At 70.0% G+C, this 25,513-nt stretch carries 19 protein-coding genes; 8 read left to right on the top strand and 11 right to left on the bottom strand.

All coding sequences use genetic code 11. The features are described 5' to 3' along the window. The first annotated feature begins 1 nt into the window (after position 1). The 5 genes from AB0N16_RS07940 (at position 2) to AB0N16_RS07920 (ending at position 8,822) form a co-directional block, all read left to right on the top strand. Complete coding sequence (locus tag AB0N16_RS07940) at positions 2–2,386, top strand: galactose oxidase-like domain-containing protein (RefSeq protein ID WP_365795195.1); 2,385 nt, start codon at positions 2–4, stop codon at positions 2,384–2,386. Positions 2,387–2,853: 467 nt separating this feature from the next. After that, the gene (locus tag AB0N16_RS07935) at positions 2,854–4,140 is read left to right on the top strand and encodes a glycosyltransferase family 2 protein (protein ID WP_365794258.1); all 1,287 of its coding nucleotides are present in this window, start codon (positions 2,854–2,856) and stop codon (positions 4,138–4,140) included. Between the two features lie 4 nt (positions 4,141–4,144). Next, positions 4,145–6,082, top strand: coding sequence for a right-handed parallel beta-helix repeat-containing protein (locus AB0N16_RS07930; protein ID WP_365794256.1), 1,938 nt, complete (start codon positions 4,145–4,147; stop codon positions 6,080–6,082). Beyond that, a complete protein-coding gene (locus AB0N16_RS07925) occupies positions 6,079–7,362 on the top strand; it encodes a right-handed parallel beta-helix repeat-containing protein (RefSeq protein WP_365794254.1) in 1,284 nt (427 codons plus the stop codon). The genes AB0N16_RS07930 and AB0N16_RS07925 overlap by 4 nt, the downstream gene beginning before the upstream one ends. 116 nt (positions 7,363–7,478) lie before the next feature. Continuing rightward, positions 7,479–8,822 carry a UDP-glucose/GDP-mannose dehydrogenase family protein gene (locus AB0N16_RS07920; protein ID WP_365794252.1) on the top strand — a complete coding sequence of 448 codons (1,344 nt, stop codon included), beginning with the start codon at positions 7,479–7,481 and terminating at the stop codon, positions 8,820–8,822. A gap of 6 nt (positions 8,823–8,828) precedes the next feature. On the opposite strand, the gene AB0N16_RS07915 is transcribed toward AB0N16_RS07920, so the two are convergent. The 5 genes from AB0N16_RS07915 to AB0N16_RS07895 form a co-directional block, all read right to left on the bottom strand. Then, positions 8,829–10,457, bottom strand: coding sequence for an IS200/IS605 family accessory protein TnpB-related protein (locus AB0N16_RS07915; RefSeq protein ID WP_365794250.1), 1,629 nt, complete (start codon positions 10,455–10,457; stop codon positions 8,829–8,831). A 200-nt stretch (positions 10,458–10,657) separates the two neighbouring features. After that, positions 10,658–11,380 carry a Mut7-C RNAse domain-containing protein gene (locus AB0N16_RS07910; RefSeq protein WP_365794248.1) on the bottom strand — a complete coding sequence of 241 codons (723 nt, stop codon included), beginning with the start codon at positions 11,378–11,380 and terminating at the stop codon, positions 10,658–10,660. A gap of 33 nt (positions 11,381–11,413) precedes the next feature. After that, positions 11,414–12,055 carry a TetR family transcriptional regulator gene (locus AB0N16_RS07905; RefSeq protein WP_365794246.1) on the bottom strand — a complete coding sequence of 214 codons (642 nt, stop codon included), beginning with the start codon at positions 12,053–12,055 and terminating at the stop codon, positions 11,414–11,416. Further along, complete coding sequence (locus AB0N16_RS07900) at positions 12,052–13,626, bottom strand: DHA2 family efflux MFS transporter permease subunit (RefSeq protein WP_365794244.1); 1,575 nt, start codon at positions 13,624–13,626, stop codon at positions 12,052–12,054. The genes AB0N16_RS07905 and AB0N16_RS07900 overlap by 4 nt, the downstream gene beginning before the upstream one ends. Before the next feature lie 113 nt (positions 13,627–13,739). Then, positions 13,740–14,456 (bottom strand): hemolysin III family protein, encoded by a 717-nt coding sequence (locus tag AB0N16_RS07895; protein WP_365794242.1) that lies wholly within the window; start codon positions 14,454–14,456, stop codon positions 13,740–13,742. 391 nt (positions 14,457–14,847) lie between these two features. Between AB0N16_RS07895 and AB0N16_RS07890 the strand changes: the two genes are divergently transcribed. Continuing rightward, positions 14,848–16,692, top strand: coding sequence for a phosphoenolpyruvate carboxykinase (GTP) (locus AB0N16_RS07890; RefSeq protein WP_365794240.1), 1,845 nt, complete (start codon positions 14,848–14,850; stop codon positions 16,690–16,692). A 305-nt stretch (positions 16,693–16,997) separates the two neighbouring features. On the opposite strand, the gene AB0N16_RS07885 is transcribed toward AB0N16_RS07890, so the two are convergent. From AB0N16_RS07885 to AB0N16_RS07860, 6 genes are all read right to left on the bottom strand, one after another. After that, on the bottom strand, positions 16,998–17,600 hold the full coding sequence (locus tag AB0N16_RS07885; RefSeq protein ID WP_365794238.1) for a hypothetical protein: 603 nt from the start codon (positions 17,598–17,600) through the stop codon (positions 16,998–17,000). Continuing rightward, a complete protein-coding gene (locus tag AB0N16_RS07880; protein WP_365794236.1) occupies positions 17,587–19,125 on the bottom strand; it encodes a VWA domain-containing protein in 1,539 nt (512 codons plus the stop codon). Before AB0N16_RS07880 ends, AB0N16_RS07885 begins: the two co-directional genes overlap by 14 nt. Further along, the gene (locus AB0N16_RS07875) at positions 19,122–20,321 is read right to left on the bottom strand and encodes a toxic anion resistance protein (protein WP_365795193.1); all 1,200 of its coding nucleotides are present in this window, start codon (positions 20,319–20,321) and stop codon (positions 19,122–19,124) included. Before AB0N16_RS07875 ends, AB0N16_RS07880 begins: the two co-directional genes overlap by 4 nt. A 30-nt stretch (positions 20,322–20,351) precedes the next feature. Then, positions 20,352–21,428 (bottom strand): substrate-binding domain-containing protein, encoded by a 1,077-nt coding sequence (locus tag AB0N16_RS07870; RefSeq protein WP_365794234.1) that lies wholly within the window; start codon positions 21,426–21,428, stop codon positions 20,352–20,354. A gap of 327 nt (positions 21,429–21,755) precedes the next feature. Next, positions 21,756–22,163: a hypothetical protein gene (locus tag AB0N16_RS07865; protein ID WP_365794232.1), complete on the bottom strand. Its 408-nt coding sequence runs from the start codon at positions 22,161–22,163 to the stop codon at positions 21,756–21,758. A 91-nt stretch (positions 22,164–22,254) separates the two neighbouring features. Continuing rightward, on the bottom strand, positions 22,255–23,466 hold the full coding sequence (locus tag AB0N16_RS07860; RefSeq protein ID WP_365794230.1) for a pyridoxal phosphate-dependent aminotransferase: 1,212 nt from the start codon (positions 23,464–23,466) through the stop codon (positions 22,255–22,257). Positions 23,467–23,601: 135 nt separating this feature from the next. Between AB0N16_RS07860 and AB0N16_RS07855 the strand changes: the two genes are divergently transcribed. Both AB0N16_RS07855 and AB0N16_RS07850 read left to right on the top strand, forming a co-directional pair. Then, the gene (locus AB0N16_RS07855) at positions 23,602–24,264 is read left to right on the top strand and encodes a hypothetical protein (protein WP_365794228.1); all 663 of its coding nucleotides are present in this window, start codon (positions 23,602–23,604) and stop codon (positions 24,262–24,264) included. Between the two features lie 357 nt (positions 24,265–24,621). Continuing rightward, positions 24,622–25,473, top strand: a complete 852-nt coding sequence (locus AB0N16_RS07850) for a serine protease (RefSeq protein ID WP_351708503.1) — start codon at positions 24,622–24,624, stop codon at positions 25,471–25,473. Positions 25,474–25,513: the final 40 nt, after the last annotated feature.

The raw sequence follows: 25,513 nt of genomic DNA, 5'->3' as shown, positions 1-25,513 counted from the left end.
CATGAAGCACAGAAGGACGGCGCTGGTCGGGGTCGGCGCCCTGACCGCCGGACTGCTGCTCACCGCACCCCAGCCCGCCGAGGCGGCCAACCTCGTCAAGAACCCGGGCTTCGAGACCGCCGGCACCGACGGCATGCCGTACTGCTGGGAGAAGTCCGGCTGGGGGGACAACGACTTCGCCTTCGCGACGACGACGGACGCCCACTCCGGCTCCCAGGCCATGAAAGTGACACTGACCCGGCGGGTGGACGGCGACCGCAAGGCGCTGATCACCGAGTCCACCGACTGCGCCCCCGTCGTCACGGCGGGCAAGCAGTACGACCTCTCACTCTGGTACAAGTCGACCACCCCGGACACGGCGGTCACCCTGTTCCGGCACGACACCACGGCCGGCTGGCAGTACTGGACCGACCTGAAGACCCTGGACATGGCGTCCGCGTACACCCGGGCGACCGTCCGCACCCCCGAGGTCCCCGCCGGTACCGACCGCATCACCTGGGGAGTCTCGGTCTACGGCACCGGCTCGGTGACGACCGACGACTACACGATGGAGCAGGTGGCCGACGCCGTGCCGCCCGCCCAGTGCACGGGCACGAACGCCCAGTGCGCGGACGGCAGCTGGTCGGTCCTGCCGACCCGGAACCCGGTGCGCGCCATGCACTCCGTGGTCCTCAACAACGGCAAGGTGCTGCTGATCGCCGGCTCCGGAAACAGCGAGGAGAACTTCAACGCGGGGACCTTCACCAGCGCGGTGTACGACCCGGCCCACGGCACCTACAAGGTGATCCCGACACCGAAGGACATGTTCTGCTCGGGTCACGTGCAGCTGCAGGACGGCCGGGTGCTCGTGATGAGCGGCAACAAGGCCTACCCGGTCGCGGGCGGCCACGGCTACGAGGGGTACAAGGACTCGTACGTCTTCGACCCGGCCACCGAGACCTACAGCAAGACCAACGACCTCAACGACGGCCACTGGTACCCCTCGGCGACCGAGCTGGGCAACGGTGACGTCATCTCCTTCGGCGGGCTGCGGGAGGACTCGTCGGGGTCGGTGACGGCGGAGTACTGGTCGGACGCCCGGCAGAGGTGGCTGGGTCTCGGGGACGTCCACCAGACCTGGTCGTACTGGGGGCTGTACCCGTCGATGATCCTGATGCAGGACGGGCGGCTCTTCTACTCCGGCAGCCATGTCTTCGGCAACAACATCCCGGGCACCGGCTCCGCGGTCTACGACTACGCCGCCAACACCATCACCCAGATCCCGGGACTCCGGAACAAGGACGAGCGCGACCAGTCGGCGAGCGTGCTGCTGCCTCCGGCGCAGGACCAGAAGGTCCTCACACTGGGCGGCGGCAACATCGAGTCCAACCCGGACGCGAACCGGCTGACGGACCTGATCGACCTGAAGGACCCGAACCCGTCGTACGTCGCCGGGCCGCCCCTTCCGCAGGGCACGGTCGATCTCGGCAACGGGCCGATGGCCGAGACCGGCAACCAGGGCAAGATGTACGTCTCGGCCGTACTGCTGCCGGACGGCAAGGTCCTGGAGACGGGCGGCGCGCTGCACAACCGCGCCAACCCGGTGTACGAGTCGTCGATCTACGACCCGGACACCAACGCGTTCGACTCCGTGGCCGCGGATCCCGAGGCCCGGGGCTACCACTCGTCGGCGTTCCTGCTGCCCGACGGGCGGGTCATGGCCACCGGTGACAACCCGGGCAACGGCACCTGGAACCACAACGTGTCGATCTACACGCCGCCCTACCTGTACAAGGGCACCCGGCCGGCCATCACCTCGGTGATCAACCAGGAGTGGAAGTACGGCGACACGCAGCGGATCACCGTGGACCGGCCCATCGCCAAGGCGGAGCTGATCCGGCCGGCCGCGGTCACCCACTCCTCCGACCCGAACCAGCGGTTCGTGGATCTGCCGCTGTCCGTCGACGGCAACAACGTCGACCTCAACGTCACCAGCAATCCCAATCTGGCTCCGCCCGGCTGGTACATGCTGTTCGCGGTCGACGCGAACGGGGTGCCGTCGGTGGCCAAGTGGGTGCATCTGCAGGGGCCGGCCGCGCTGGGGGACGCCTCGCCGCACGTCCACGCCTTCGCCGACTCCCTGGCGGGGAAGACCTCGGGGGCGGGGAAGAAGCGGGCCTCGCAGCCGGTCAGTACGACGATCTCCGGGTGCGACCGGCACTACGGGTCGGTCAACGTGTGTGTGCCGACGGCGTTCCCGGCGGGGGTCAAGAAGACGGCGGCGGCTCGCTGCGCTTGGCTTGAGCGCAATCAGTACGGTCGGTTGAAGGTGAACGGCAAGGACGATCCGCTGGGGCTTGACCGGAATGGGGACGGGGTGGTGTGTGGGGTGGCTGATGTGCGGTAGTCGCTGCGGGTAGTGCGTGGCTGGTCGCGCAGTTCCCCGCGCCCCCAATGGGGCGCTGCAGTTGGCGGAGTTGAGAGGGCGGGGCGCGTTCCACGGAGGTCGTGGGGCGCGCCCCTTCTCGTGTGCGTGTTCGAACAGATCGCGCTTTCTGGTTGTTGCGTCGAAACATGTCATTTATCGGATGAGTTCGTGCTCTTCACATCACCCCCATAGAATCCCGGTCGTGCCGTGACGCGTGTGAGGCGCCGTCACGGCCGGGGAGGGAATGGGGAACTGGGGATCCCGCGCACTGGCCGTCCGGCGGTTCGTCGCATCTGTGGCGAGTGGTGTGTGAAGATTTTGTAAGTGAAGTTTGCATTTCGTGTGACCCCTGTTCACCCAAGAACTCCTAGCATCGCTGAAGCAGTGCCCGGTTCTGTCTCTTTTCGGACCGAGGCAGCCGTGTTATGTGGGGGGAGAACGCAACATTGTCCGAGTTCTTCGACCAGGTCTGGTCGTGGATCGTCGAGGCTGTGGGGGAAACTTCGTGGCGAGAGCTGATGCCGCTGGGGCTTGCCGGACTCTTCGTCTGGGCGCTCTGGCTGTACCGAGCGGTGCTCTCCCGGTTCGCGAGGCCAGTCGTCAACAACTTCCGCACCAGTGTCTCCGTGGTGGTCCCGGCGTACCGGGAAGACCCCGACATCCTGCTGGAATGCCTGGAGACCTGGCTCGCCCAGGATCCGGCTGAGATCATCATCGTCCCCGACGTGGAGGACCACGAGGTACTGCACCGGCTGTCGCTGGTGGAGGACCCCCGGGTGCGGGTGCTCGCGTTCGAACACAGGGGGAAACGTTCCGCCTTGGGCGTCGGCATACGCGCGGCAACCGGGGAGATCCTCGTCCTGGTGGACTCCGACACCCGCTGGGAGCCGGGGCTGCTGGACGCCGTACAGATGCCCTTCGCGGACCCCACGGTCGGCGGGGTGGGCACCCAGCAGAACGTCTACCAGCGCACCACCAGTGTCTGGCGCCGAATAGCCGACTGGCTGGTCAACCTCCGCTACTACGACTACGTCCCGGCCATGGGCCGGGCCGGTGCGGTGGCCTGTCTGTCGGGCCGTACGGCCGCCTACCGACGCGCCGCGGTCCTGCCGGTCCTGGAGAACCTGGAGAACGAGTTCTTCCTCGGCCGCCGCTGCGTGGCCGGTGACGACGGCAGGCTGACCTGGCTGGTGCTCGCCTCCGGCTACAAGACGGTGCACCAGTCCTCCGCACGGGCCATCTCCATGTTCCCGTCGTCCTTCCGGGCCTTCGTCAAGCAGCGCGTCCGGTGGAGCCGCAACTCCTACCGGTGCTACCTGACCGCGCTGTACAAGGGCTGGCTGTGGCGGGCCCCGCTGGTCACCAAGATCACCGTGCTGCAGATCCTGCTCACCCCGGTGACCATGGGCATGGCCCTCGGCTACCTGCTGCTGAGCCGGCTCGACTTCAGCGGGCGCGGCATCGTCCTCACCCTGATCTGGCTGATGCTGGGCCGTGCGGTCCGTGGCTACTCGCATCTGCGCAGGCATCCGCAGGAGATCCTGCTGCTGCCGCTGACGGCTCTCGTGGTCATCATGATCTCGCTGCCGATCAAGCTGTACGCCTTCGTCACCATGAACAAGCAGGGCTGGCTCACCCGCGGCTCCACCAGCATCGGAGGCGAGGGGCAGAGCGCGTCCACCCTCTCCGGCGGCGGTCAGAACCACTCCGCTCTCCAGCCGGAGGTGATCTGACGTCATGTCAGCGCGACTCATCACTGTCAGACCGGGCCCCGGCATCCGGCTGCGCCGGGCCGGTGCCAGAACGGCGGCGCTGCTGGGCGCCTTCGCGGTGGCGGCGACGCTGCTGCTGGGCACGTCCACCGCGGCGCACGCCGACGGGGACGGCGACAAGAGGAAACTCGCCGCCGAGGACGCGGAGACCCAGGCCGCGCTGGTCGCCGACGAGGACCACCGGCTCAACCAGGTACGGGCCTTCACCTCGGTGGCGCCCCTGCAGAGCACCAAGTGGACCGTGCCGTACCGGCTGGACACCGACAACGGATACACCCTGGTGCTCACCCAGCGCAGCAACGCCTACACCATCGCCGACCTGCTGAAACTCGCCCCGCAGACCTTTGTGCGGCGCAAGGACGGCTCGTATCTGCTGACCGAGAACATCTACCTCAACGTCGGCGCCAAGCTGAAGCTGTCCAACCCGGGCGGCCTCACCCTGCGGATGGCCAGCAACCGCACCGGCTTCGTCTCCATCGTCTCCTTCGGCGGCGAACTGGCGCTCCAGGGCACCGCCCAGGCGCCGTTGACGATCACCAGCTGGGACCCGCAGGCCAACGAGGCCGACACCGACGTCCGGGACGGCCGCGCCTATGTCCGCACCATCGGCGGCCAGTTCGAGATGACGCACACCAAACTCTCGAACCTGGGCTTCTGGAGCGGCCGTACCGGCGGGCTCAGCCTGACCGGAACCGACCGGCCGAACACCGGCTCGCTGGAGGACACCGGCCAGATCCACGGCAAGACCGCGCGCGAGCGGGCCGAGGAGCAGGGGAACGCGCAGGACGACGGGAACTCCAGCAGCGGTGATGTCACCGCCATGCCGTCCGGCGAACTGACCACTCCCGACGCCCGCTTCTCCACCGGCGGCCTCTCCTACGTCTCCGGGTCGATCACCCACTCGACCATCACCGGCAACGCCTTCGGGATCTTCATCTCCAGTGCCACGGGGATCGAGATCAGCGACACGACCGTGGAGAACAGCCTGGAGGACGGTGTGGTGCTGCACCGCTTCGTCTCCAGCTCGCTCGTGCAGCGCACGGTCGCCAAGGACAACGGCGGCGACGGCTTCATCCTCTCCCGGGCCACCCAGCAGGTGCGGATCAGCGGCTCCACCGCCCAGGGCAACGGCGGCAACGGCTACACCCTCAGCGGCAAGCCGCTCGCCGACGGCCCCTCCGCCTCCGGCCAGGCCGTCGACAGCTACGGCTCCAACTCGGTCGCCAACAGCGTGGCCAAGGACAACGGCCGCTACGGTGTCGAGGTGCTCGGCGGGTTCGACGTCGGGGTGCAGAACAACCGCATCGAGGGCGGTGACATGGGGATCGTGGCCCGCCTGGAGGCGGACAAGGTGTCCATCACCGGCAACCGCCTGACCGGCCAGAACCGGCAGGGCATCTCGGTACGGGACGGCGTCACCGACGCCACGGTCACCGGCAACATCATCGACGGCCCGGAGACCGGCGTGTACGTCCGCGACTCGGCCGCCGAGATACGCGGCAACACCGTCCAGGACGCGACCAACCACGGTGTCAGCCTGGTCGGCGGCGTGGACGGTACGACGGTCTCCTTCAACGTGATCGGCGGGGTCGGCCCCAGCGCACTGGACGCCAGCCGCTCCCACGGCGGAGCCTCCATCAAGGAGAACCAGACCTTCGCCTGGTACGACACCAGTTCCTTCTGGGTCAAGGTCAAGCACTACGCGAGCCCGATGACCCTGCTGTGGACCGGCATCCTGCTGCTGATCCTGTTCTCGGCCGTCATGGGCCGGCGTCGGCGGCGCGGGCACGGGCGGATCGCCCGGATCATCCATCCCTACTCCGACAAGGCACCGCTGCCCGCCCCGTCCCCGGACGAGATCGAGGTGGCAGGCCGCCGCAGGACGCCGGTGATGAGCGAATGAGCGACGGCACACCGGACGACACCCCGGACGGGACAGGTGCCGGCCCAGCGGGCGGCACCCCGGGCACGCGGCCCACGCCGGCGGAGTGGCTGCGCCGGACCTGGCTCTCCGGCGGCCTGCCGCTGTGGGTGGCCTCGGCCGCCCTGCTGATCTCGGTGGTGGCGCTGATCGTGGCGGCCTCCACCGGAGACGGCCCGCCCGTGGTGTACGGGGCGGGCCCCGACGCGGGTCCCACCATTGCGGTGGCCACACCCACGGACGACAACGACGCCACCGACGGCCCCGGTGCCACGGCCGCCGATCCGGAACCGAGCGGTACGGCGACCGACGGGGGGACGGCCGCGCCCACCGCGTCCGGCTCCGCCGCGGCCGCCGCGTCCGGCCCGGTGAAGTGCCCGGCCGCCACCGTCACCGTCAGCGACGCCAAGTCCCTCGACGACGCCCTGGACCAGGCCCGGCCCGGTGATGTCATCCAGATGCAGGACGGGGTGTACGACGACAAGTTCACCGCCGCCCACCCCGGCACGGCGGCCAAGCCGATCTTCCTGTGTGGCGGCCCCGGCGCGGTGATCGACGCCGGTGACGTCGACGGGGGCTACGCCTTCCACCTCGACGGCGCCAGCCACTGGCGGCTGATCGGCTTCACGGTCCGCGACGGCCAGAAGGGGGTCATGGCCGACAAGGTCCAGGGCACCGTCATCCAGGGCCTGACCGTCGAGAACATCGGCGACGAGGGCATCCATCTGCGCGACTTCAGCTCCGGCAACGTGGTCGAGGGCAACACCGTCCGCGACACCGGCAAGCGCAAGGAGCAGTTCGGGGAGGGCATCTACGTCGGCTCGGCCGAGTCCAACTGGTGCACGGTCACCGACTGCAAGCCCGACAAGAGCGACGACAACGTCATCCGCGGCAACCACGTCAGCGCCACCACCGCCGAGTCCGTCGACATCAAGGAGGGCACCACCGGCGGCTCCCTCATCGGCAACACCTTCGACGGCGCCCAGCTCACCGGGGGTCACAACGACTCCTGGGTCGACGTCAAGGGAAACGACTGGCTGATCAAGGGCAACGTCGGCCGCCACTCCCGTGAGGACGGCTTCCAGACCCACCGGATCCTCGACGGCTGGGGCACCGGAAACCTGTTCCAGGCCAACACCGCGCAAGTGGACGGCCCCGGCTACGGGTTCCATCTCGCGCCCGTCGAGAACAACAAGGTCGCCTGCGACAACAAGGTCAGCGACGCGGCGAAGGGCCTCGCCAACACCGCCTGCTCCTCCTGACGGCGAGGGGCCCGGTTCGCAGCCGGGCCCCGCACGCCGCCCCAGGTCCCTCTTCTTCACCCACGTGCGTCTTCGGCATGCGCACTTTCAGCTCGGGAACCCCTCTCGGAGGCATCATGGACACTCTTCTCGACGGCACCGACGCTCCCCGTCTCACGGTCATCGGGACCGGCTATCTGGGCGCCACGCACGCCGTGTGCATGGCGGCACTCGGCTACGAGGTGCTCGGCGTCGACGTGGACCCCGGCAAGATCGAGCTGCTGAGAGCCGGGGAGGTGCCGTTCTTCGAGCCAGGACTGCCCGAACTCCTGGTCAAGGCACAGGAATCCGGCCGGCTGCACTTCACCACCAGCCTCGCGGAGGCCGCGGAGTTCGGCGACATCCACTTCGTCTGCGTGGGCACCCCGCAGCAGCCCGGCTCCTACGCGGCGGACCTGCGCTATGTGGAGGGCGCGGTCACCGAGCTGGCCCGGCATCTGAACCGGCGGGCCCTGGTGGTCGGCAAGTCCACGGTGCCGGTGGGCACCGCGGCCCGGCTGGCGGAGCTGGTCCGCAGCACCGCGCCGGCCGGGGACGAGGTCGAACTCGCCTGGAACCCGGAGTTCCTGCGGGAGGGCTTCGCCGTGGAGGACACCCTGCACCCCGACCGGCTGGTGTTCGGCACCGAGTCCGCGTGGGCGGAGGAGCAGCTGCGCGCCGCGTTCGCCCCGGTCATCGCCCAGGGCACCCCGGTGGTGGTCGCCGACCTGCCGACCGCCGAACTGGTCAAGGTCGCCGCCAACTCCTTCCTGGCCACGAAGATCTCGTACATCAACGCCATGGCGGAGGTCTGCGAGGCCACCGGCGCCGACGTGCACCGGCTGGCGGAGGCGCTGGCCTACGACGACCGGATCGGCGGCCGGTTCCTCAAGCCGGGTCTGGGCTTCGGCGGTGGCTGCCTGCCCAAGGACATCCGGGCGTTCATCCACCGCGCCGAGGAGCTGGACGTCGCCCAGGCGGTGGCGTTCCTGCGCGAGGTGGACGGGATCAACCAGCGGCGCCGGGCCCGCACCGTGGACCTGGTCCGTGAGCTGGTCGGCGGGGAACTCGCCGGGGCGAAGGTGGTCGCGCTGGGGGCGGCCTTCAAGCCCAACTCCGACGACATCCGGGACGCCCCGGCGCTGGACGTCGCCGCCACGCTGCACCGGGCCGGTGCCCAGGTGACCGTCTACGACCCGGTGGCGATGGACAACGCCCGCCGTGTCCACCCCGAGTTGGCGTACGGCACCGATGTGCTGCAGGCCGCCGCGGACGCCGATGTGGTGGTGCTGCTGACCGAGTGGGCGCAGTTCCGGGAGATCGACCCGGAGGTCATGGGTGCCGTGGTGAAACGGCGCCGGGTCGTGGACGGCCGGCACGCCCTGGACCCCGCGCAGTGGCGGGCGGCCGGCTGGGAGTACCGGGCGCTGGGCCGCAACTGACCGTTCCTAGAGACTGAGCGGGAGTGAGTCCTGTTGCCAGGATTCATGCTCAGTCGAACGCCCCGTACGGTGTTGGGCGTTCTGGTCGACCGCGTTCGCTCCGCGTCCGGGCGGCATGGATCGTGTCCGTGGTCCGGGGGTGCGGGGGCGGTGTCCCTCACGCCCCGGGGCTACCGAACTGGCCTGGACGGTCCGATGCCCGCATCCATCGCTCTGGTGGGTGCGGGGCGGTGCCGTCCGACGCCGGATCGGGTGGCCCAGGGCGCGCCTTCCGATCGCCACGGCGGCTGCGTCGTGGCGAGTGGTCTTCCTGTTGTTGCTGGTGAGGGGTTTCTGCCAGTGCTGGGCGCCCCACCTGCTGGTGTAGGCGGGGTCGACGGCGATGACGGGGATGCCGAGTTCGGCCGCCATGGCAACGAGCCGGGCGCGCATCCGGGCCACGGGCATGCCGGAGATCAACTTGCGGAAGTGTCTACGGCCGCCGTGCTTCTCGCGGGTCTTCTCCGCGGCGAAGTCAAGGTCCTCGACCGCGATCGCGAGGCCGTGACCCCGGGCCCAGTGCAACAAACGGATCAGGGCATGCCTGACCTGCGCGTCCCGATGCGGAGCGGTGCCGGTCAGGTCGTAGCCGAACCGGAGCGGTTCGCCAACGGGGTTGCCGTGCCGGTCCAGGCGCCAAGCGGCGAGGTGGTCGGCGTTGGTGTCGACGCCGACCAGGCCGTTCGCTCGGGCCGTCTCCAGCGGCACGGTCTGGATCGGTGGGATGGTCCAGGAGGCGGTCAGGTACCAGCGGCCCCGGCCTGTGTCTTCGTGGATGCGGTAGGCGACGGCACGGTTTGCGGTGACACGGTCGGCCCACTGCTCGCCCCGGTACGCGAAGGACACCTTCGCGGCCAGAACGTACCGGCCGTGCGGCGCGTTGGCCAGGTGCGCCAACGGGGCAGGGAGTCTGAGCGAGACCTCGCCGTCGGGAGTGACGCGGATGGTCTCGTTGCCGTGACGCTTGCCGGACTCGCCGTCGGCCTGTAGGAACCTTCGTTCTGCCTGCCACCGGTGCCGCCACTGCTCCTCGCCAAGCCCGGCCGCGTCAAGGTGGTGGCGGGTGGTGAGCAGCCGCTTGCCGCCGCGCACCACGTGCACGACGCCTGCCTGCCAGTCGGCTCGCGCCGCTTGGAGCCTGTCTTCGAGGACGTGCAGACGGCGGGACTTGGCGTGCCACTCCGCGCGGGAGCGGTAGCCGCCCGGGGCATGCTTGCCGCCCTTCTCGCCCAGGGGCAGGGACAGCCGATGGGCGATCGTGCGTACCCCCGCCTGAAGGCTCTGGACGTGCGCGAGCTGACCACGCCGGGCCAGCGCCCACTGGTCGTGGGTGGCCTTCGTGACCGAACCGGCCCAGCGGGAGGACGACTCCCCGGTCAGGACACGCTTGCGCTGCGCCCACTGCCCGCTGTCGTGGTCCAGCCCGGCCGCACACCGTGCCTTCAGATCACGGGAGGCGAGCGAACCCAGATGGTCACCGACCAGGCACAGCACCTTCTCGTCCTTGTCGGCCAGACCCTTGAGGCGGGTACGGATCGCGACCCCCGCAGGGCCGGGCACCACGAACGGCGCCGCCACCTCCCGCAGTCCACCCACCGCCCGCACCCCCCGGTGCCGCCGAATTCCGTCACCCAAGCAACGACCAGCACCGACCAAGGTCACGCATTCGAGACAGGAAACTTCGTTCTCCACCCGGTGCGTGCGCCCGCCACCGCCCGAAGACTCACTCATTCGTGCCAGAACGCGCTCATCTACCGTCGATCACCACCTGTTCACAACCCCGGGACCGGGCCGCCTCAGGCGAACTCGGCGAGGGCGCGCTCCACGATGGCCTCCAGCTGCTGGTGGTGCGCGCCCTTCCAGTAGGCACGGCCGCACTCCGCGCACTGGGCGAAGACGTCGTACGACTTCTGCGTCCCGCCCTTGAGCTGGTCCGCCACCTCCTCCTTGGTCGCCTTCCTCAGCAGGCCGTTGCAGGCCGTGCAGCGGGTCCAGGGGCGCAGCTCGGGGGCGAAGCGCTCGAGGGTGTCGTGGAGTTGCTCGTCGGGGCTGGTGCTGTAGACGTAGGCGCCGGCCCACAGTTCGCGGCGGCGCAGCAGGCCCCGGTCGCGGCTGAGCAGCACGCGCTTCTCGGCCGCCGAGCGGGCGGAGAGGGCCGGGTCGCCGATGTCCGTCGACTCGTACGCGGTGTCCACGCCGAGCAGGCGCAGTCGGCGGGCGAGGGTGCCGAGGTGGACGTCGAGGAGGAAGCGGAGCGGAGCGCCCGGGACCTCCTGCGGGCGCCGGACCGCGCGCACGGCCACCGACTCGCCGGCGGCCGGGATGTGGGCGGCCGGGACCTCCCGGCCGTCCACCACCAGCGCGCCGACCTCCGTGAGCGGGACGCCCAGGGACTCGATCACATGGCCGAGCGTGGAGACCCCGTCGACGGTGAGCGGGTGTGCGCCGGTGCGGCGGGCGTGCGGGACGAACAGGGCCAGCCCGGGGGCGACTTCGACACGGATCTCGGCAGTGTTCACCTGGTCAGGATGGCACGGGAGGCGTCCGGGACCTCAGGGTTTTTCCGGCGGCAGTCCGTGTTCGATGACCTTCAGGGCGCGGTCCACGAGGGCCGTGAGGTCGGGCTCGTGGTCCTGCTCCGCCCAGTACATCGAGGTCTCCATCAGCCCGCCGACGATGGACATCGCGTAGACCCGCACCTCGAGGCTGTGCGGGTCGCGCCCGGTGCGCTCGCCGATGGCCTGGCAGAGCAGCCGGCCGGTCTCCGACATGCTCTCCATCATCCGGGAGCGCACCGCCGGCACCTCGACCATCAGGCGGGTGCGCAGCCGGGAGACCGAGTGGGGGTCTTTCACGCCCAGGGCCACCGCCCGGTGCATCACGTGGCGGAGGGACTCCGGCCACGGCTCGCCGGCGGGCCGGGCGCGGAGCTCCTCCAGGATCAGCGGGTCGTACTCGTCCGTGAGGACGATGTCCTCCTTGGTCGGGAAGTACCGGAAGACGGTGGACGGCGACACCTCGGCCCGCTCGGCGATCTGCTCGATCGTCGTGGCCTCGTACCCCTGCTCCTCGACCAGCGCGTACATCGCCTCGCGGATCGCCTCGCGGGTCTTGATCTTCTTCCGTTCACGCAGGCCGAGCCGGGGGTTGTCGGCCGGGGAGAAGGAGGTGTGCGGTGCCGTCATGCTGCTCATTGTCCGGCATCGGTGGTGGCGGGGGCCACGGCCGATGCCTCGTTCTCTTCCTCTTCGGCGGGATGGGCGGTCGGTGTGCTGGGCAGGAACGCGGCGGCCAGCAGCGCGGTGACCAACGCGGCGACACCGCAGACCAGCAGGACCAGGCCCATGCCGTGGACGTACGCGGCGTTCGCGGAGGCGGCCAGCGGCGCCGAGCCGGTCTTCTCCGCGACCAGGTGGGCGGCGACCACCGACTCGCCGGCGGTGTGGCCGAGCGGGGCGGGCAGGCCGGTCACGTCCAGGCGGTCGCGGAAGGTGCTCGCGAGCAGGCTGCCGAGCAGGGCGATACCGATGGCGCCGCCGACCTGGCGGGTGGTCATCAGCAGCCCGGAGCCGCTGCCGGCCCGGTCGGTGGGCAGGGCGGCGAGGGCGCCGTCCATGGCGGGAACCACCGAGAAGCCGAAGCCGAGGCCCGCGACGGACAGCCACAGCGCGGTGTAGCCGTAGCCGGAGTCCACGGCCGTACGGCTGCCGAGGATCGCGGCGAAGGCGAGGACGACCAGGCCGGTGGCGACCACGGCGCGTGATCCGAAGCGGGCGACCATCGCCTCGGCGCCCCGGGCGGCCACCAGCAGGCCGCCCATCATGGGCAGCAGCCTGAGACCGGTGCCGAAGGCGTCGTTGCCGAGGACCGCCTGGAGGTAGGGCGGCAGCACGAACAGCAGGCCGGACAGCACGAACATCACGAGCGTCGCGGCGAGGGTGTTGAGCAGGAAGCCGCGGTGGGCGAGGAGGCTCATGTCGAGCATGGGGCGCTCGACCCGGCGTTCGCGCAGCACCAGGCCCGTGATGAGGACGACGGAGGCCGCCAGCAGGGCCACGACCAGCGGGTCGCCCCAGCCGCGGTCGGGGGCCTCGATGATCGCGTAGATCAGGGCGCCGAGGCCGGTCACGGTGAGCGCGGTGGACAGGACGTCGACCCTGGGGGAGGCGGGGTCGCTGGTCTCGGGGAGCAGGAAGACGCAGGCGGCGATCCCGATGGCGGCCATCGGGACGTTGATCAGGAAGACCGAGCCCCACCAGAAGTGGTTGAGCAGAAAACCGCCGATGATCGGGCCCAGCGGCAGGCCGAGCGCCGAGGCGGCCGAGACGATGCCGACGGCCCGCGTGCGCTCCTTCGGCCCGAACAGCGAGGGCAGCACGGACATGGCGAGCGGCATCACCAGTGCCGCGCCGACGCCCATCACCGTGCGGGCGACGATCACCCAGTGCACGTCGTCGGCGAGGGAGCCGACCAGGGACCCGGCCAGGAAGATCACCAGGCCGGTGACGAGCATCCGGCGGCGGCCGAAGCGGTCGCCGAGGAGCCCGGCGGGGAGCATCAGCGAGGCGAAGACGACGACGTACGCGTCCGCCATCCACTGCTGCTGGCTGGTGGTGGCGCCGAGTTCCCCGGCCATGGTCGGGAGCGCCACATTGAGGATCGTCGTGTCGAAGCCGAGCACCAGCATGCTCGCGACCAGGGCGCCCAGGGCCCACCAGCGGCGGGGGTTCCGATGTGTCTCTTCCAGCGGAGTGATAGTAGGCATGAAATGAGAGTAGCTCTCAAAACCTAGTGCCTGTCAATGGGGAGCTGCTGTCAGGGCATGAGAAAAGTGGCCACGGCTCGGGAGCCGTGGCCACTCGCAGAGGGGTGGAGGGACTACGCGTGCTGGTACGCCACCAGGGAGATCCCCACGTAGTGGACGACGAACGCGGCCAGCGTCAAGGAGTGGAAGACCTCGTGGAAGCCGAAGTAGCGCGGTGACGGGTTCGGGCGCTTGATGCCGTAGATCACGCCGCCCGCGCTGTAGAGGAGGCCGCCGACGATCACCAGGACCAGTACGGCGACACCGCCGGTGCGCATGAAGTCGGGCAGGTAGAAGACCGCCGCCCAGCCCATCGCTATGTAGCAGGGCGTGTACAGCCAGCGAGGGGCGCCGACCCAGAAGACCCGGAAGGCGATGCCCGCGGCCGCCGCGGCCCAGATGCCCCACAGTAGCCACTGCCCCTTCGAGGCGGGCAGGAGCAGCAGGGTCAGCGGCGTGTAGGTGCCCGCGATGATCAGGAAGATGTTGGCGTGGTCGAGTCGGCGCAGGATGCCGTCCATGCGCGGGCTCCAGTCGCCCCGGTGGTAGAGCGCGCTCACGCCGAACAGCAGACACGCCGTCAGGGCGTAGATCCCGCAGGCGACTCGGCCGCGCGGGGAGTCGGCGAGGGCGGTGAGGACGAGGCCTGAGATGAGGGCGGCCGGAAACATGCCCAGATGCAGCCAGCCACGCAACTTGGGCTTGACCTGGTGCGACAGGGAGGAGAGCGCGCTGGAGCCGTGGCCGGCGGCCGGCGAATCCGTGGGCGCGTCGGGGACGGGCGCAGTCATGGACGGCATCGTACCTACGGAACCGTAAGTCACGGATCAGTCTCGGCCGATGGCGGGCCGGGGGTGCCCATCATCTCACGGGTCATCCGTCGGCTACCCGCCGGCTGCCCGAGCGCCTCCCGGAGGCGGGCAAAAAGACCTTGAGGCGAACTCAATGTGGACGCAAAGAAACGCAGGTGGGCACCGGGACCGTGGCCTTCCTCACGTCGCTCATCTGTGACTCCCTCTGGACAGATGGGTGATCGAGTCGGAGGATCAAATGAGTGCGGTCGGCACCGGATGAGCGCCAGACAGTCGTGCACTGTGAAGCATCCGGGTCGCAGCCCCCACGGGGCGACAAGGTCCTCAGCGGACCAACAAGATCAAAAAAATCCCTCATTTAGGAGCAATCGTGGCGCGCGACATCGCGGCTCCCCCCGTCATCCCCACCAAGCACCAGGAACTGATCTCGTGGGTCAACGAGATCGCCGAACTGACGCAGCCGGACAGCGTGGTCTGGTGTGACGGATCCGAGGCCGAGTACGAGCGACTGTGCGAAGAGCTCGTGGCGAAGGGCACCTTCAAGAAGCTCGACCCGATCAAGCGCCCCCACTCCTACTACGCGGCCTCCGACCCGACCGATGTCGCCCGGGTCGAGGACCGCACCTTCATCTGCTCCGAGCGGGAGCAGGACGCCGGTCCGACCAACCACTGGAAGGACCCCGCCGAGATGCGGGCCGTCTTCACCGGGGAGAAAAACGGTTCCGCCGGCGAACAGGGTCTCTTCCGCGGTGCGATGAAGGGCCGGACGATGTACGTCGTCCCGTTCTGCATGGGCCCCCTCGGCTCGCCGCTCTCCGCGCTCGGCGTGGAGATCACGGACTCCGCGTACGTCGCGGCCTCCATGCGCACGATGACGCGCATGGGCCAGGCCGTCCTCGACGAACTCGGTGACGACGGCTTCTTCGTGAAGGCCGTGCACACCCTCGGCGCCCCGCTGGAGCCCGGCCAGGCGGACGTCCCCTGGCCCTGCAATAAGACCAAGTACATCTCGCACTTCCCCGAGTCCCGCGAGATCTGGTCCTACGGCTCCGGCTACGGCGGCAACGCCCTGCTCGGCAAGAAGTGCTACGCCCTGCGCATCGCCTCCGTGATGGCGCGGGACGAGGGCTGGCTCGCCGAGCACATGCTGATCCTCAAGCTCACGCCTCCGCAGGGCGAGTCCAAGTACGTTGCCGCCGCCTTCCCGAGCGCCTGCGGCAAGACCAACCTCGCCATGCTGGAGCCCACCGTCTCCGGCTGGACCGTCGAGACCATCGGCGACGACATCGCCTGGATGCGGTTCGGCGAGGACGGCCGCCTCTACGCGATCAACCCCGAGGCCGGCTTCTTCGGCGTCGCGCCCGGCACCGGCGAGCACACCAACGCCAACGCGATGAAGACGCTGTGGGGCAACGCGGTCTTCACCAACGTGGCGCTCACCGACGACAACGACATCTGGTGGGAGGGCATGACGGAGGAGCTTCCGGCCCACCTGACGGACTGGAAGGGCAACGACTGGACGCCGGACTCCGAGACCCCGGCCGCCCACCCCAACGCCCGCTTCACCGTGCCCGCCGCGCAGTGCCCGATCATCGCGCCGGAGTGGGAGGACCCGAAGGGCGTGCCGATCTCGGCGATCCTCTTCGGCGGCCGCCGCGCCACCGCGGTCCCGCTGGTGACCGAGTCCTTCGACTGGAACCACGGCGTGTTCCTGGGCGCCAACGTGGCCTCCGAGAAGACCGCCGCGGCCGAGGGCAAGGTCGGCGAGCTGCGCCGCGACCCGTTCGCGATGCTGCCGTTCTGCGGCTACAACATGGGCGACTACATGGCCCACTGGATCGACGTGGCCAAGGACAAGGACCAGTCGAAGCTGCCGAAGATCTACTACGTCAACTGGTTCCGCAAGAACGACGCGGGCAAGTTCGTCTGGCCCGGCTTCGGCGAGAACTCCCGGGTCCTGAAGTGGATCGTGGAGCGGCTGGACGGCAAGGCGGCGGGCGTGGAGACGCCGATCGGTGTGCTGCCGACGCGCGAGGCCCTCGACACCAAGGGGCTCGACCTGACCGACGGCGACCTCGACTTCCTGCTGACCGTCGACAAGGAGATCTGGCGCGAGGAGGCCGCGCTGGTCCCCGACCACCTCAACACCTTCGGCGACCACACGCCGAAGGAGCTGTGGGACGAGTACCGGGCGCTGGTGCAGCGACTGGGCTGAGCCCCGAGTGAAGACTCCGCGGCCGGTACTGGGGTACCTCCCACGCCCTTGAGGCAGTGGGGGAGTGTGCCCTGACCAGCGATCGTCACGACCGGCCGCGGTGTGAACGGGCGAGGCCGCGCACAACGGAGTGCGTGGCCCTGGGCCTGCCGTCCCCGTCACTTCCCGTCCGCCCCGACGGGGGCGGGGGCGGCGGGCCTTCGCCTGTACGGGGTGCGCTGTCGGGTGCCGCGCCGTCGTGGCTGGTCGCGCCCACGCGGCGGAGCCGCATATCGATACAGCCCCGCGCCCCTTTCGAGGGCGCTTCAGTTGCCCCTCTCCTCCAAATAGCGAGTATGCGTTTCCTGGCGTCTCGCTTCCGCGTCCCTCAGCCCCGCTGCCAGGTGTTCGGCCTCCTCCTTCAACAGAGTCAGCTGCCGTTCCAGGTGCCGCTCCGGCGGCTCCTGCCCGGGCGCCAGACGCGTCCACCACCGGGTGCGGACGAAGCTGTCGACCGCCTCCGGGATGTCCTGCCGCACCGTCCGCGACAGCACATGGACGCCCTCCGGGTCCTGGGCCAGCAGCTCGGCCGCCCAGCCCGGGTCAAGCAACGCCGTCAGCAGGTCGGTCAGGTCGCCGAGCCGTGCCTGCGCCGAAGCCGGCAGGCCGACCTCCGCCAGATAGGTCTCCAGTTTCCCGAAGTCGGCCCGCACCCCCTCCAGCTGGGCCGACGGCGTCGGGAAGTCCGGCAGCGGCGGCCGCTCCGGCGGTGCGATCAGCGCGCCCGCGCCGTACAGGCCCGCCACCACCACCGGCCAGTACGGGCCCGCCACCCCGGTGAAGGTGAGGACCAGGCCGAGCAGGCCGCCCGCCGATCCGGTGAGGTTCTTGCGGGACTCCAGATAGCCGAGGAACTTACTGGTAGCCACGGATCTCCTCGAAGGCGCCGTCCAGGGAGCCCTGCTGGGCGTCGAAGAGACGGCCTCCGGACAGGGCGGCGATGTGCTGCAGTTCGGTGCGGGAGGAGTCCCCGAACAGGATCGGGAAGACGGGGATGTTCCGCTGGGCGGTGGACAGACCCCGGTAGAAGTCGTCGAACTCGCCGGCCTGGGCGCCGGTGGTGTTCTCGCCGTCCGTCATCAGCACGATCGAGGTGAACGCGTCCCGGTCGGTGCGCAGCTGGTCGTACGCCTTCTCCAGCGACGTGTAGATGGCGGTGTTGCCGTCGGCCCGCAGGGCGTCGGTGTCCTTGCGGATCGCGTTCAGGCCGGTGTCCGGGTCCCCCGGGTCGACGACGTGCGTGCTGACGTCCTTCACGTCCGAGCCGAACGGCATCAGGGTGACCTCCTCCCGGTCGCGGAAGTCGCCCGTGAGATCGGTGAGGGCCTTCTTCAGACGGGCGAGACGGTCGCCCTCCATCGAGCCCGAGGTGTCCAGGACGTAGACCGTGCGGGACGGCCGGCGCAGTTCGTTCTCGTACGCGGAGATCAGCCCGTCGGCTACCGACTTGCTGCCCGGGAAGGGGAGTTCACGGCGGCGGGAGGTGTCGAGGCCGGCGGCCGGCGGCACCGAGGCGACCACCGGGCGGCGGTGGGTGGTGTCCGTGATGAGCTTCTGCACCGCCGTCGTCCGCAGGTCCTCGGCCACCTTGCGGACGTCCTCGCGGGTGTCGGCGGAGGAGGCGGAGAGCGAGGAGAACGGGTAGTCCGCGGTGATCACGCCGTCGCTGGGGCGGATCACGGTGAGGCCCTGGACGCTCTTGAGGACCGACTCGTAGTTGAGCAGGGCGTCGACGTCGCCGCGCCGCCGGTAGGCGGAGGCCAGCCAGCCGGAGGAGCCCGAGGTCAGGGTCTGGCCCTTGAAGAACTTCTTCAGCCGCGGGGTCGCCTTGGTCACGTCGGCCTCCGTGAGCGCCGACTGGGCGCCGGAGAGCGCGGAGGCCACCGAGACCAGGGTGGAGAAACCGGAGTTGGAGCGGGCCGGGTCGGTCATGCCGTAGGTCAGCCGGCCGGCCTCCACGGCCTGCTCGACCTGCGACCAGGTGACGTCGGCCGGCTTCCAGCCAAGCGACTTGACGGTGGCCGCCTTGACGCCGATCGCGACCGGGCTGGACATGATCGAGGTCTCCGAGACCACCTTCTTCGCCGCCTCCGGGCGCAGCCGCAGGTAGTCGTCGGAGGACAGCCACAGGGCGTCGTACCTCCCGTCCGCCTTGCCCTGGGCGACCAGGTCGACGGCGTCGAGGGTGCCCATGTAGGTGGGGCGGATCGTCACGCCGGTGTCCTTGCGGACGCGGTCGAAGACGGCCGTCATGTCGCTGAGTTCGGAGGAGGCGAGGACCCGCAGGGTGCCGGGCTTCGGGGCGGTGGAGTCGTCGTCCCGGTGGCTTTCGGAGGTGCATCCGGTCAGCAGGGCGGCGGTGGCGAGCAGGGTCAGCAGCGGGCGTCTGTTCATGCCGGGCCGCCCTCCAGCGCGCCCTTGGAGCGGCTGCGCTCCAGGTAGGCACTGGCCGACTGGAGTTCGTCCGTGAGGGACTGCACGGTGTTCGCCATCACCTCGGTCGCCTGCACCTTGTAGGTGTCGATGGCGTCGAGGGTGCGGTAGATCTGCTGGAAGGCGGCGCGCAGCGTCTCGGCGCCGACGGCCGGGTCGGCGGCGATGCGCTGGATCTCCCCGCTCTGGCTCGCGAGCATCTCGGCGTTGCCCCGGATGAGGTCCTCGGTCGTCCCGCGCAACGCGTTGACCTGCTCGACGACCTTCTTCTGGTTGTCCAGCGCGGAGGCCAGCATCACCGAGATGCGCAGGGCCGACACCGTGGTGGTGGCGGCGCGTTCGACGCCCTTGATCAGCTCGTCGTTGTTGCGCCGTACGACGTCCATCGCCAGGTAGCCCTGCGCGGACACCGCGAGCTGGGTGAGCAGGTCCTGGTGCTTCTGCCGGACCGGGAAGAGCACGTCCGCGCGGAGCGCGTCGGCCTCCTGGGGGTCCGGGTGCCTGCCGATGTGCTGCTCGACGGCGGTGTCCAGGGCCTGGGTGAGGACGACGTACTCCTGGAGCTTGCCCATGGTCTCCCAGAGCCGGACCCGCTCGGTGCCCAACGCGGCGTTGTCGCGCCGCAGTTCGTCCTGGCCGCCACGCAGCGAGCCCACGATCTTGTTCAGGGTCCCCTGCGCTGAGGCGTACTTGGCGACGTGGTCGCGGAGCCTGTTGCCGCCGGGCAGCCGGGAGAGGAACTTGCGGCCCCTGCCCGCGGGCAGGTCGCGCGGGTCCAGGTCCTCGACGACCCGGCGGAGCTCGACCAGCGAGCCGGCGACCTTGCCCTGGGCGTCGCCGCCCTTGTCGGGCAGGCTGCGGACGGCACGCTCCAGCATGCGGTTGGCCTGCGAGGCGGCGCTGCGCATCTCGCCGGCGCCGAGCCCGGTGATCTCACCGACCTTGCTGGCGAACTCCGGTGACCGCGCGTCCAGGGCGGCGAGGTCCCGGACGTACACGGAGGCCTTGTACGCCATGTCGGTACGGACACTCTCGTCGACGGGCACGAGTCCGCCGGCCTTCTCCCGCGGCACCGGCGCGACCGCCTCGGGCGGGGTCAGCGTGAAGACGTCCTCACCGCTCAGCGTGGGCGGGTGCTCGACGCCGCTCGGCCTCATCTTGTCGAAGTTGCTCACAGGATCCCCCCGTCAGCCGCGCGCCCGGCGGGCCATCTCGTGCAGCACCGCGGAGGTGGGCACGGGCGCCTGCCGGACGCCGGTCAGTGTCTGGTTGAGGTACGCGGCCCGGTCGGCGGTGGCCGTGACGAACTCGGCGGAGTCGCCCTGGGGCCGGAAGCCGTGCTTCACGGCGAGCTTGCGCAGGGTCGGATCGGCGCTGAGGAGGTCGCCGAGCTCCCGGCCGGCGTCGTCCATCGGCACGATCGTGTGGTCGCTGTTGACCGTGGTGTCCGGGTAGAGGACCACCAGGTCGTCGGCGCCGTGCTGTTCGGCGAGCAGCGAGACGACCTGCGACTCGTAGAGGCACACCAGCGGGTTGCCGGCGCCGCTGATGAAGTCCCGGAAGACCGAGTCGCTGCTGGGCTGCTGGGCGCCCTGGACGCTGACCAGCTTGCGCAGCAGGGGTGCGGTCTTCGCGACGGCGGCGTCGTTCGCCACGACCTGGCCGCCGTTGGCGACGTAGGAGGCGGCGGCGAGGTAGAGGGCGCCGGAGTTGGAGGTCTCCGGGTCGGTGCTGGTGATGTACAGCGTCCCGGTCAGCTCGCCGTGCGCCTTGGCCCCCTTGAGCTGCTGCCAGGTCCGGTCGTGCCGGGCGGCGTCCAGGTAGGCGGCCATCTTCACGGTGCCCTTGCCCTTGCCGTCGAGCACGGCGAGGCCGTTCGCCGCCAGTACCTCGGCGGCGCTGCGGTGGGCCACCACCACGAGGGGCGAGTAGAAGGGCCGGGGGAGGGGCTGGCGGGCGTGGTACTTCGCGGCCAGCTGGTCGGCGGGCGCCGAGCTGGACGGGAACGCGAAGTCATAGCCCTTCAGGTCCAGGCCGTCCATGGCCCAGGACCCCGACGCCTCCGTCTTCACGGTGTAGCCCTTGGCGGCGAGGGCCTTCACCACATCGGGATCGGCGAAGAAGTCCGACTTCTCCGAACCGATCACACCACGCACGGTCTTCGTTGCCGTGCCCTTGTCATCCCCATGCCGGCCTGCGACGACGGCAGCCACCACGCCACCGATCAGCAGCACCGCCAGGATGATTCCCGCGATACGTCTCACGCCGGGGAGCGTGCTCGCGGAACCCCACGTTCCTGGGCGACCTGGGTGAACGGGGGGTGAATCGGACGTCCCGGATTACAACGGGGGGACGACAGCCGATCAGGGGTGCGGTGAGGCTGGGCGCCGCCGGGCTGTGCCGTGGTGGCTGGGCGCCGCCGGGCTGTGCCGTGGTGGCTGGTCGCCGTTGTGGCGGGAAGAGGGGGCCTGCTGGGTGGCGGGGAGCCTTGCGGAGGTGGGGGTGAGGTGGGAGTGGTGGCAACCCGGTCCGCGCGCGGTTGTAGGGGCGCGCGGACCGGGGCCGTTCGGGGGAGCGGCGGATCGGCCGGGTCAGGCTGTCGCGGTGAGTTCCGTCGCCGCCGCGTGGGCGTCCATGCGTTCCGCCGCGAGGATCGCCGCCGCGGTGTCCGCCCGGGACGCCGCGACGACCAGCGCGCGGCCGGCCAGCGCGTGGGCGCGCTCGTGCAGGGCCGCCGGCTGCCGTACCGCCGTCAGCGACGCGCGGACCGGCGTACGTCCGCCCCGCAGCCGGGTCACCTGCTCGGCCAGCCGGGTCGCGGCGGCGTCGAGGTCGGTGGACGGCGTGAGGTCGCGCAGCTCGTCGGTGACGGCGAGCAGCGCCGCGAGATGTCCCGCGAGCTGGATGTCCAGCTCCTCCTCACGCGTGTGGTGGGGGAAGTCGGACGGCGCGCCGGCCATCGTGGTGTGGACCGACTTGGTGCGGATCGGTTCGTACATGGGAGATGGCCTCCTGTGCTGTCAGGAAGCCATCCTAGCTTAGATCTCGTCTAAAGTTGACCCGGTTCACGCAGGGTGGCCCGGCCGCTACCTATGGCTGCCCGTAGCCGTCCAGGAACCGGCCGATCCGCGTGATCGCGTCCCGCAGATCACCCACCGACGGCAGGGTCACCACCCGGAAGTGATCCGGCTCCGGCCAGTTGAAGCCGGTGCCCTGGACGACCATGATCTTCTCCTGCCGCAGCAGGTCCAGGACCATCTGCCGGTCGTCCTTGATCTTGAAGACCTGGGGGTCGAGGCGCGGGAAGAGATAGAGGGCGCCCTTGGGCCGGACGCAGGTCACGCCCGGGATCTGGGTGAGCAGCTCGTACGCCGTGTCCACCTGCTCCTTGAGGCGTCCGCCCGGCAGTACCAGCTCGTTGATCGACTGGCGGCCGCTGAGCGCGGCCACGACCCCGTGCTGACCGGGCATGTTCGCGCACAACCGCATGTTCGCGAGGATCGTCAGGCCCTCGATGTAGGAGTCGGCGTGCGCGCGGGGGCCGGAGATGGCCATCCAGCCGACCCGGTAACCGGCCACCCGGTAGGCCTTCGACATGCCGTTGAAGGTGAGCGTGAGCAGGTCCGGGGCGATCGCGGCGGTCGGGGTGTGCGTGGCGTCGTCGTAGAGGATCTTGTCGTAGATCTCGTCCGAGCAGACCAGGAGGTTGTGGCGGCGGGCGATGTCGGTCAGCCCGCGCAGCATCGCCTCGTCGTACACTGCGCCCGTCGGGTTGTTCGGGTTGATGATGACGATCGCCTTGGTGCGGTCGGTGACCTTGCGCTCGACATCGGCGAGGTCGGGCATCCAGTCCGACTGCTCGTCGCAGCGGTAGTGCACCGCCGTACCGCCGGAGAGTGAGACCGCCGCGGTCCACAGCGGGTAGTCCGGCGCCGGTACGAGGACCTCGTCGCCGTCGTCCAGCAGGCCCTGCATCGCCATCACGATCAGCTCGGAGACGCCGTTGCCGATGAAGACGTGCTCGACGTCGGTCTCGATGCCGATGGTCTGGTTGTGCATGACGACCGCGCGCCGGGCGGCCAGCAGGCCCTTCGCGTCGCCGTAGCCGTGCGCCGAGGAGACGTTGCGGAGGATGTCCTCCAGGATCTCCGGCGGGCAGTCGAAGCCGAAGGCGGCCGGGTTCCCGGTGTTGAGCTTGAGGATGCGGTGTCCCGCCGCCTCTAGCCGCATCGCCTCCTCGAGAACCGGGCCCCGGATCTCGTAACAGACGTTGGCGAGCTTGGTCGACTGGATCACCTGCATGCCGGTGAGCTTACGGGGCGGTAACGCTCGTCGCGTCGTGTTTCCCACCACGTGAGACACGGAAAGCCCCGGAGATTTGGCCTGTTATCGCCGGTAGCTGTCTCACCGGCCCCTTCCCTCCTAGAATCCGCGTCCATGCCGAGACCTGCCGAGGAAGAAGACGGGCCCTCCCACGTCTACCGCCCCCAGGGCGCACCGGCCCCCGCGTACGAGGAGTTCAGGGATCCGGCGTCCGCGCACGGCTGGCTCAACGCCTACGACGAGACGCGCGAGCTGCCCCGGATCGCCCCCGTCGCCCCCGTACCACCAGGGCTGGGCCGGGCGGACCGACGGCGGGCCGCCCGCGACACGACCGGCCGGCGTTCGAAGCATGTGGCCGTCGCCGTGGGCGCGCTGGGTGCCGCGTCCGTGGCCGCGCTGATCGCCGGCTTCGCCCTCTCCCCGTCCTCCTCGTCGTCGGACGGCACGCAGGACGGCCGGAGCCGTACACAGCGCACGGCCGGCGAGGCACCGGCCGGGGAGCCGGACGAGGTGAGCCCGAGCAGCGCCTCGGCCGCGCCGGTCACGGCATCGGCCGCTCCGGTCGAGGCGACGTCGTCCACCCTGGCCGCCTCGCGTGTGGGCGACTCGCCGTCCGCCGGTGCGCCCACACCCACGAGCGCCTCGACCAGCCCTGCCGCGTCCCGCAGTGCGGACGGGACGCCCGCGGCGACCTCCACCCCCATTTCGCCGACCGGGAGCACCTCGTCCTGGCGACCGGGGCGAGGACATGGCAGAGGCGGCGGTCGGTCCCACTGAGAAGCGCGAGCGGTCCCGCCGGGGCGCCGCTTCCGCGCAGGAATCCCGGCGGAGTGGGCCGAGCGTATTCCGGCCACGTCCAGGTCGGCGCGTGATCGGCACAACCGGCCGACCAGCCGCGGCAGTTCGTCGTCATCCGGGTCGGGAAGTCCTCACAGCTCCGTCGTACGGTCCTGTTCATCGCCCCCGTGAACCCCCTCCGTGCGCGGCACCCTTCGCCGGCGCCGGATTGCGCCGTCGGGGCCGACCGGAAACTGCGTCTTGCCCTCGCACTCCGATGTGCTGAAAATGTGCATGACAAAAAGCGGGTGACCGGAAGATCTCCGGTCACCTCGTCGTATAGAGGGGACCCCCCACATGAACAAGCCTCTCGTCGCCGCGCTCGCCTCCCTGGCCATCACCGGGATGGGCGTGGTACCGGCGGTCGCCGCGCCCGCGGCCAAGGCCGACGCGCGGCCGAAGGCGGCCGCCGCGGTGACCGTCAACTTCGCCGGCACCGTCTCGCTCAGCAACTGCTCCGGCTCGGTCATCCGCTTCCCGAACTCCGCGGACACCGACCCGGCGCTGGTCCTCACCAACGGCCACTGCCTGGAGACCGGCTTCCCCGAGCCCGGCGAGGTCATCACCGGACAGTCCTCCAGCCGTACCTTCGGCCTGCTGAACTCCACCGGCACCAAGGTCGCCACGCTCCGCGCCAACCAGGTCGTCTACTCGACGATGACCGACACGGACGTCACGATCTACCGCACCACCACGACGTACGCGGCGATCAAGAGCTCCTACGGCATCAGCCCGCTCACCGTCAGCAGCACGCACCCCGTCGCCGGCACCGCCATCAAGGTCGTCTCCGGCTACTGGAAGACCATCTACAGCTGCAACATCGACGGGTTCGTGTACCGGCTGAAGGAGGGCGACTGGACCTGGAAGGACTCGGTCCGCTACACCTCCGCGTGCAACACGATCGGCGGGACCTCGGGCTCGCCGGTGATCGACACCACCACTGGGCAGGTCGTCGCCGTCAACAACACCGGCAACGAGGACGGGGAGCGGTGCACCGTCGACAACCCGTGCGAGGTGGACGCGAGCGGGAACGTCACGGTGCGGCAGGGGATCAACTACGCGGAGGAGACGTACATCATCCCGGCGTGCTTCACGACGGGGAACGTGCTGAACCTGAGCGCGAGTGGTTGCACCCTGCCCAAGCCGTAGCGCTTTGCTGGGTGGGCCGTCTTCGGGAGCGAGTGTGTGG

It is taken from the genome of Streptomyces sp. NPDC051105, assembly GCF_040682795.1.
Taxonomy (GTDB): domain Bacteria; phylum Actinomycetota; class Actinomycetes; order Streptomycetales; family Streptomycetaceae; genus Streptomyces.
This window is presented reverse-complemented; position numbering and strand designations above follow the sequence as displayed.

Bases quoted from the DNA above. Each gene is read 5' to 3' on its own strand.
- AB0N16_RS07940 (WP_365795195.1), top strand. From the start codon at position 2: ATGAAGCACAGAAGGACGGCGCTGGTCGGGGTCGGCGCCCTGACCGCC.
- AB0N16_RS07930 (WP_365794256.1), top strand. From the start codon at position 4,145: ATGTCAGCGCGACTCATCACTGTCAGACCGGGCCCCGGCATCCGGCTG.
- AB0N16_RS07925 (WP_365794254.1), top strand. From the start codon at position 6,079: ATGAGCGACGGCACACCGGACGACACCCCGGACGGGACAGGTGCCGGC.
- AB0N16_RS07920 (WP_365794252.1), top strand. From the start codon at position 7,479: ATGGACACTCTTCTCGACGGCACCGACGCTCCCCGTCTCACGGTCATC.
- AB0N16_RS07905 (WP_365794246.1), bottom strand. From the start codon at position 12,055: ATGAGCAGCATGACGGCACCGCACACCTCCTTCTCCCCGGCCGACAAC.
- AB0N16_RS07900 (WP_365794244.1), bottom strand. From the start codon at position 13,626: ATGCCTACTATCACTCCGCTGGAAGAGACACATCGGAACCCCCGCCGC.
- AB0N16_RS07895 (WP_365794242.1), bottom strand. From the start codon at position 14,456: ATGACTGCGCCCGTCCCCGACGCGCCCACGGATTCGCCGGCCGCCGGC.
- AB0N16_RS07880 (WP_365794236.1), bottom strand. From the start codon at position 19,125: ATGAACAGACGCCCGCTGCTGACCCTGCTCGCCACCGCCGCCCTGCTG.
- AB0N16_RS07875 (WP_365795193.1), bottom strand. From the start codon at position 20,321: ATGAGGCCGAGCGGCGTCGAGCACCCGCCCACGCTGAGCGGTGAGGAC.
- AB0N16_RS07865 (WP_365794232.1), bottom strand. From the start codon at position 22,163: ATGTACGAACCGATCCGCACCAAGTCGGTCCACACCACGATGGCCGGC.
- AB0N16_RS07860 (WP_365794230.1), bottom strand. From the start codon at position 23,466: ATGCAGGTGATCCAGTCGACCAAGCTCGCCAACGTCTGTTACGAGATC.
- AB0N16_RS07855 (WP_365794228.1), top strand. From the start codon at position 23,602: ATGCCGAGACCTGCCGAGGAAGAAGACGGGCCCTCCCACGTCTACCGC.
- AB0N16_RS07850 (WP_351708503.1), top strand. From the start codon at position 24,622: ATGAACAAGCCTCTCGTCGCCGCGCTCGCCTCCCTGGCCATCACCGGG.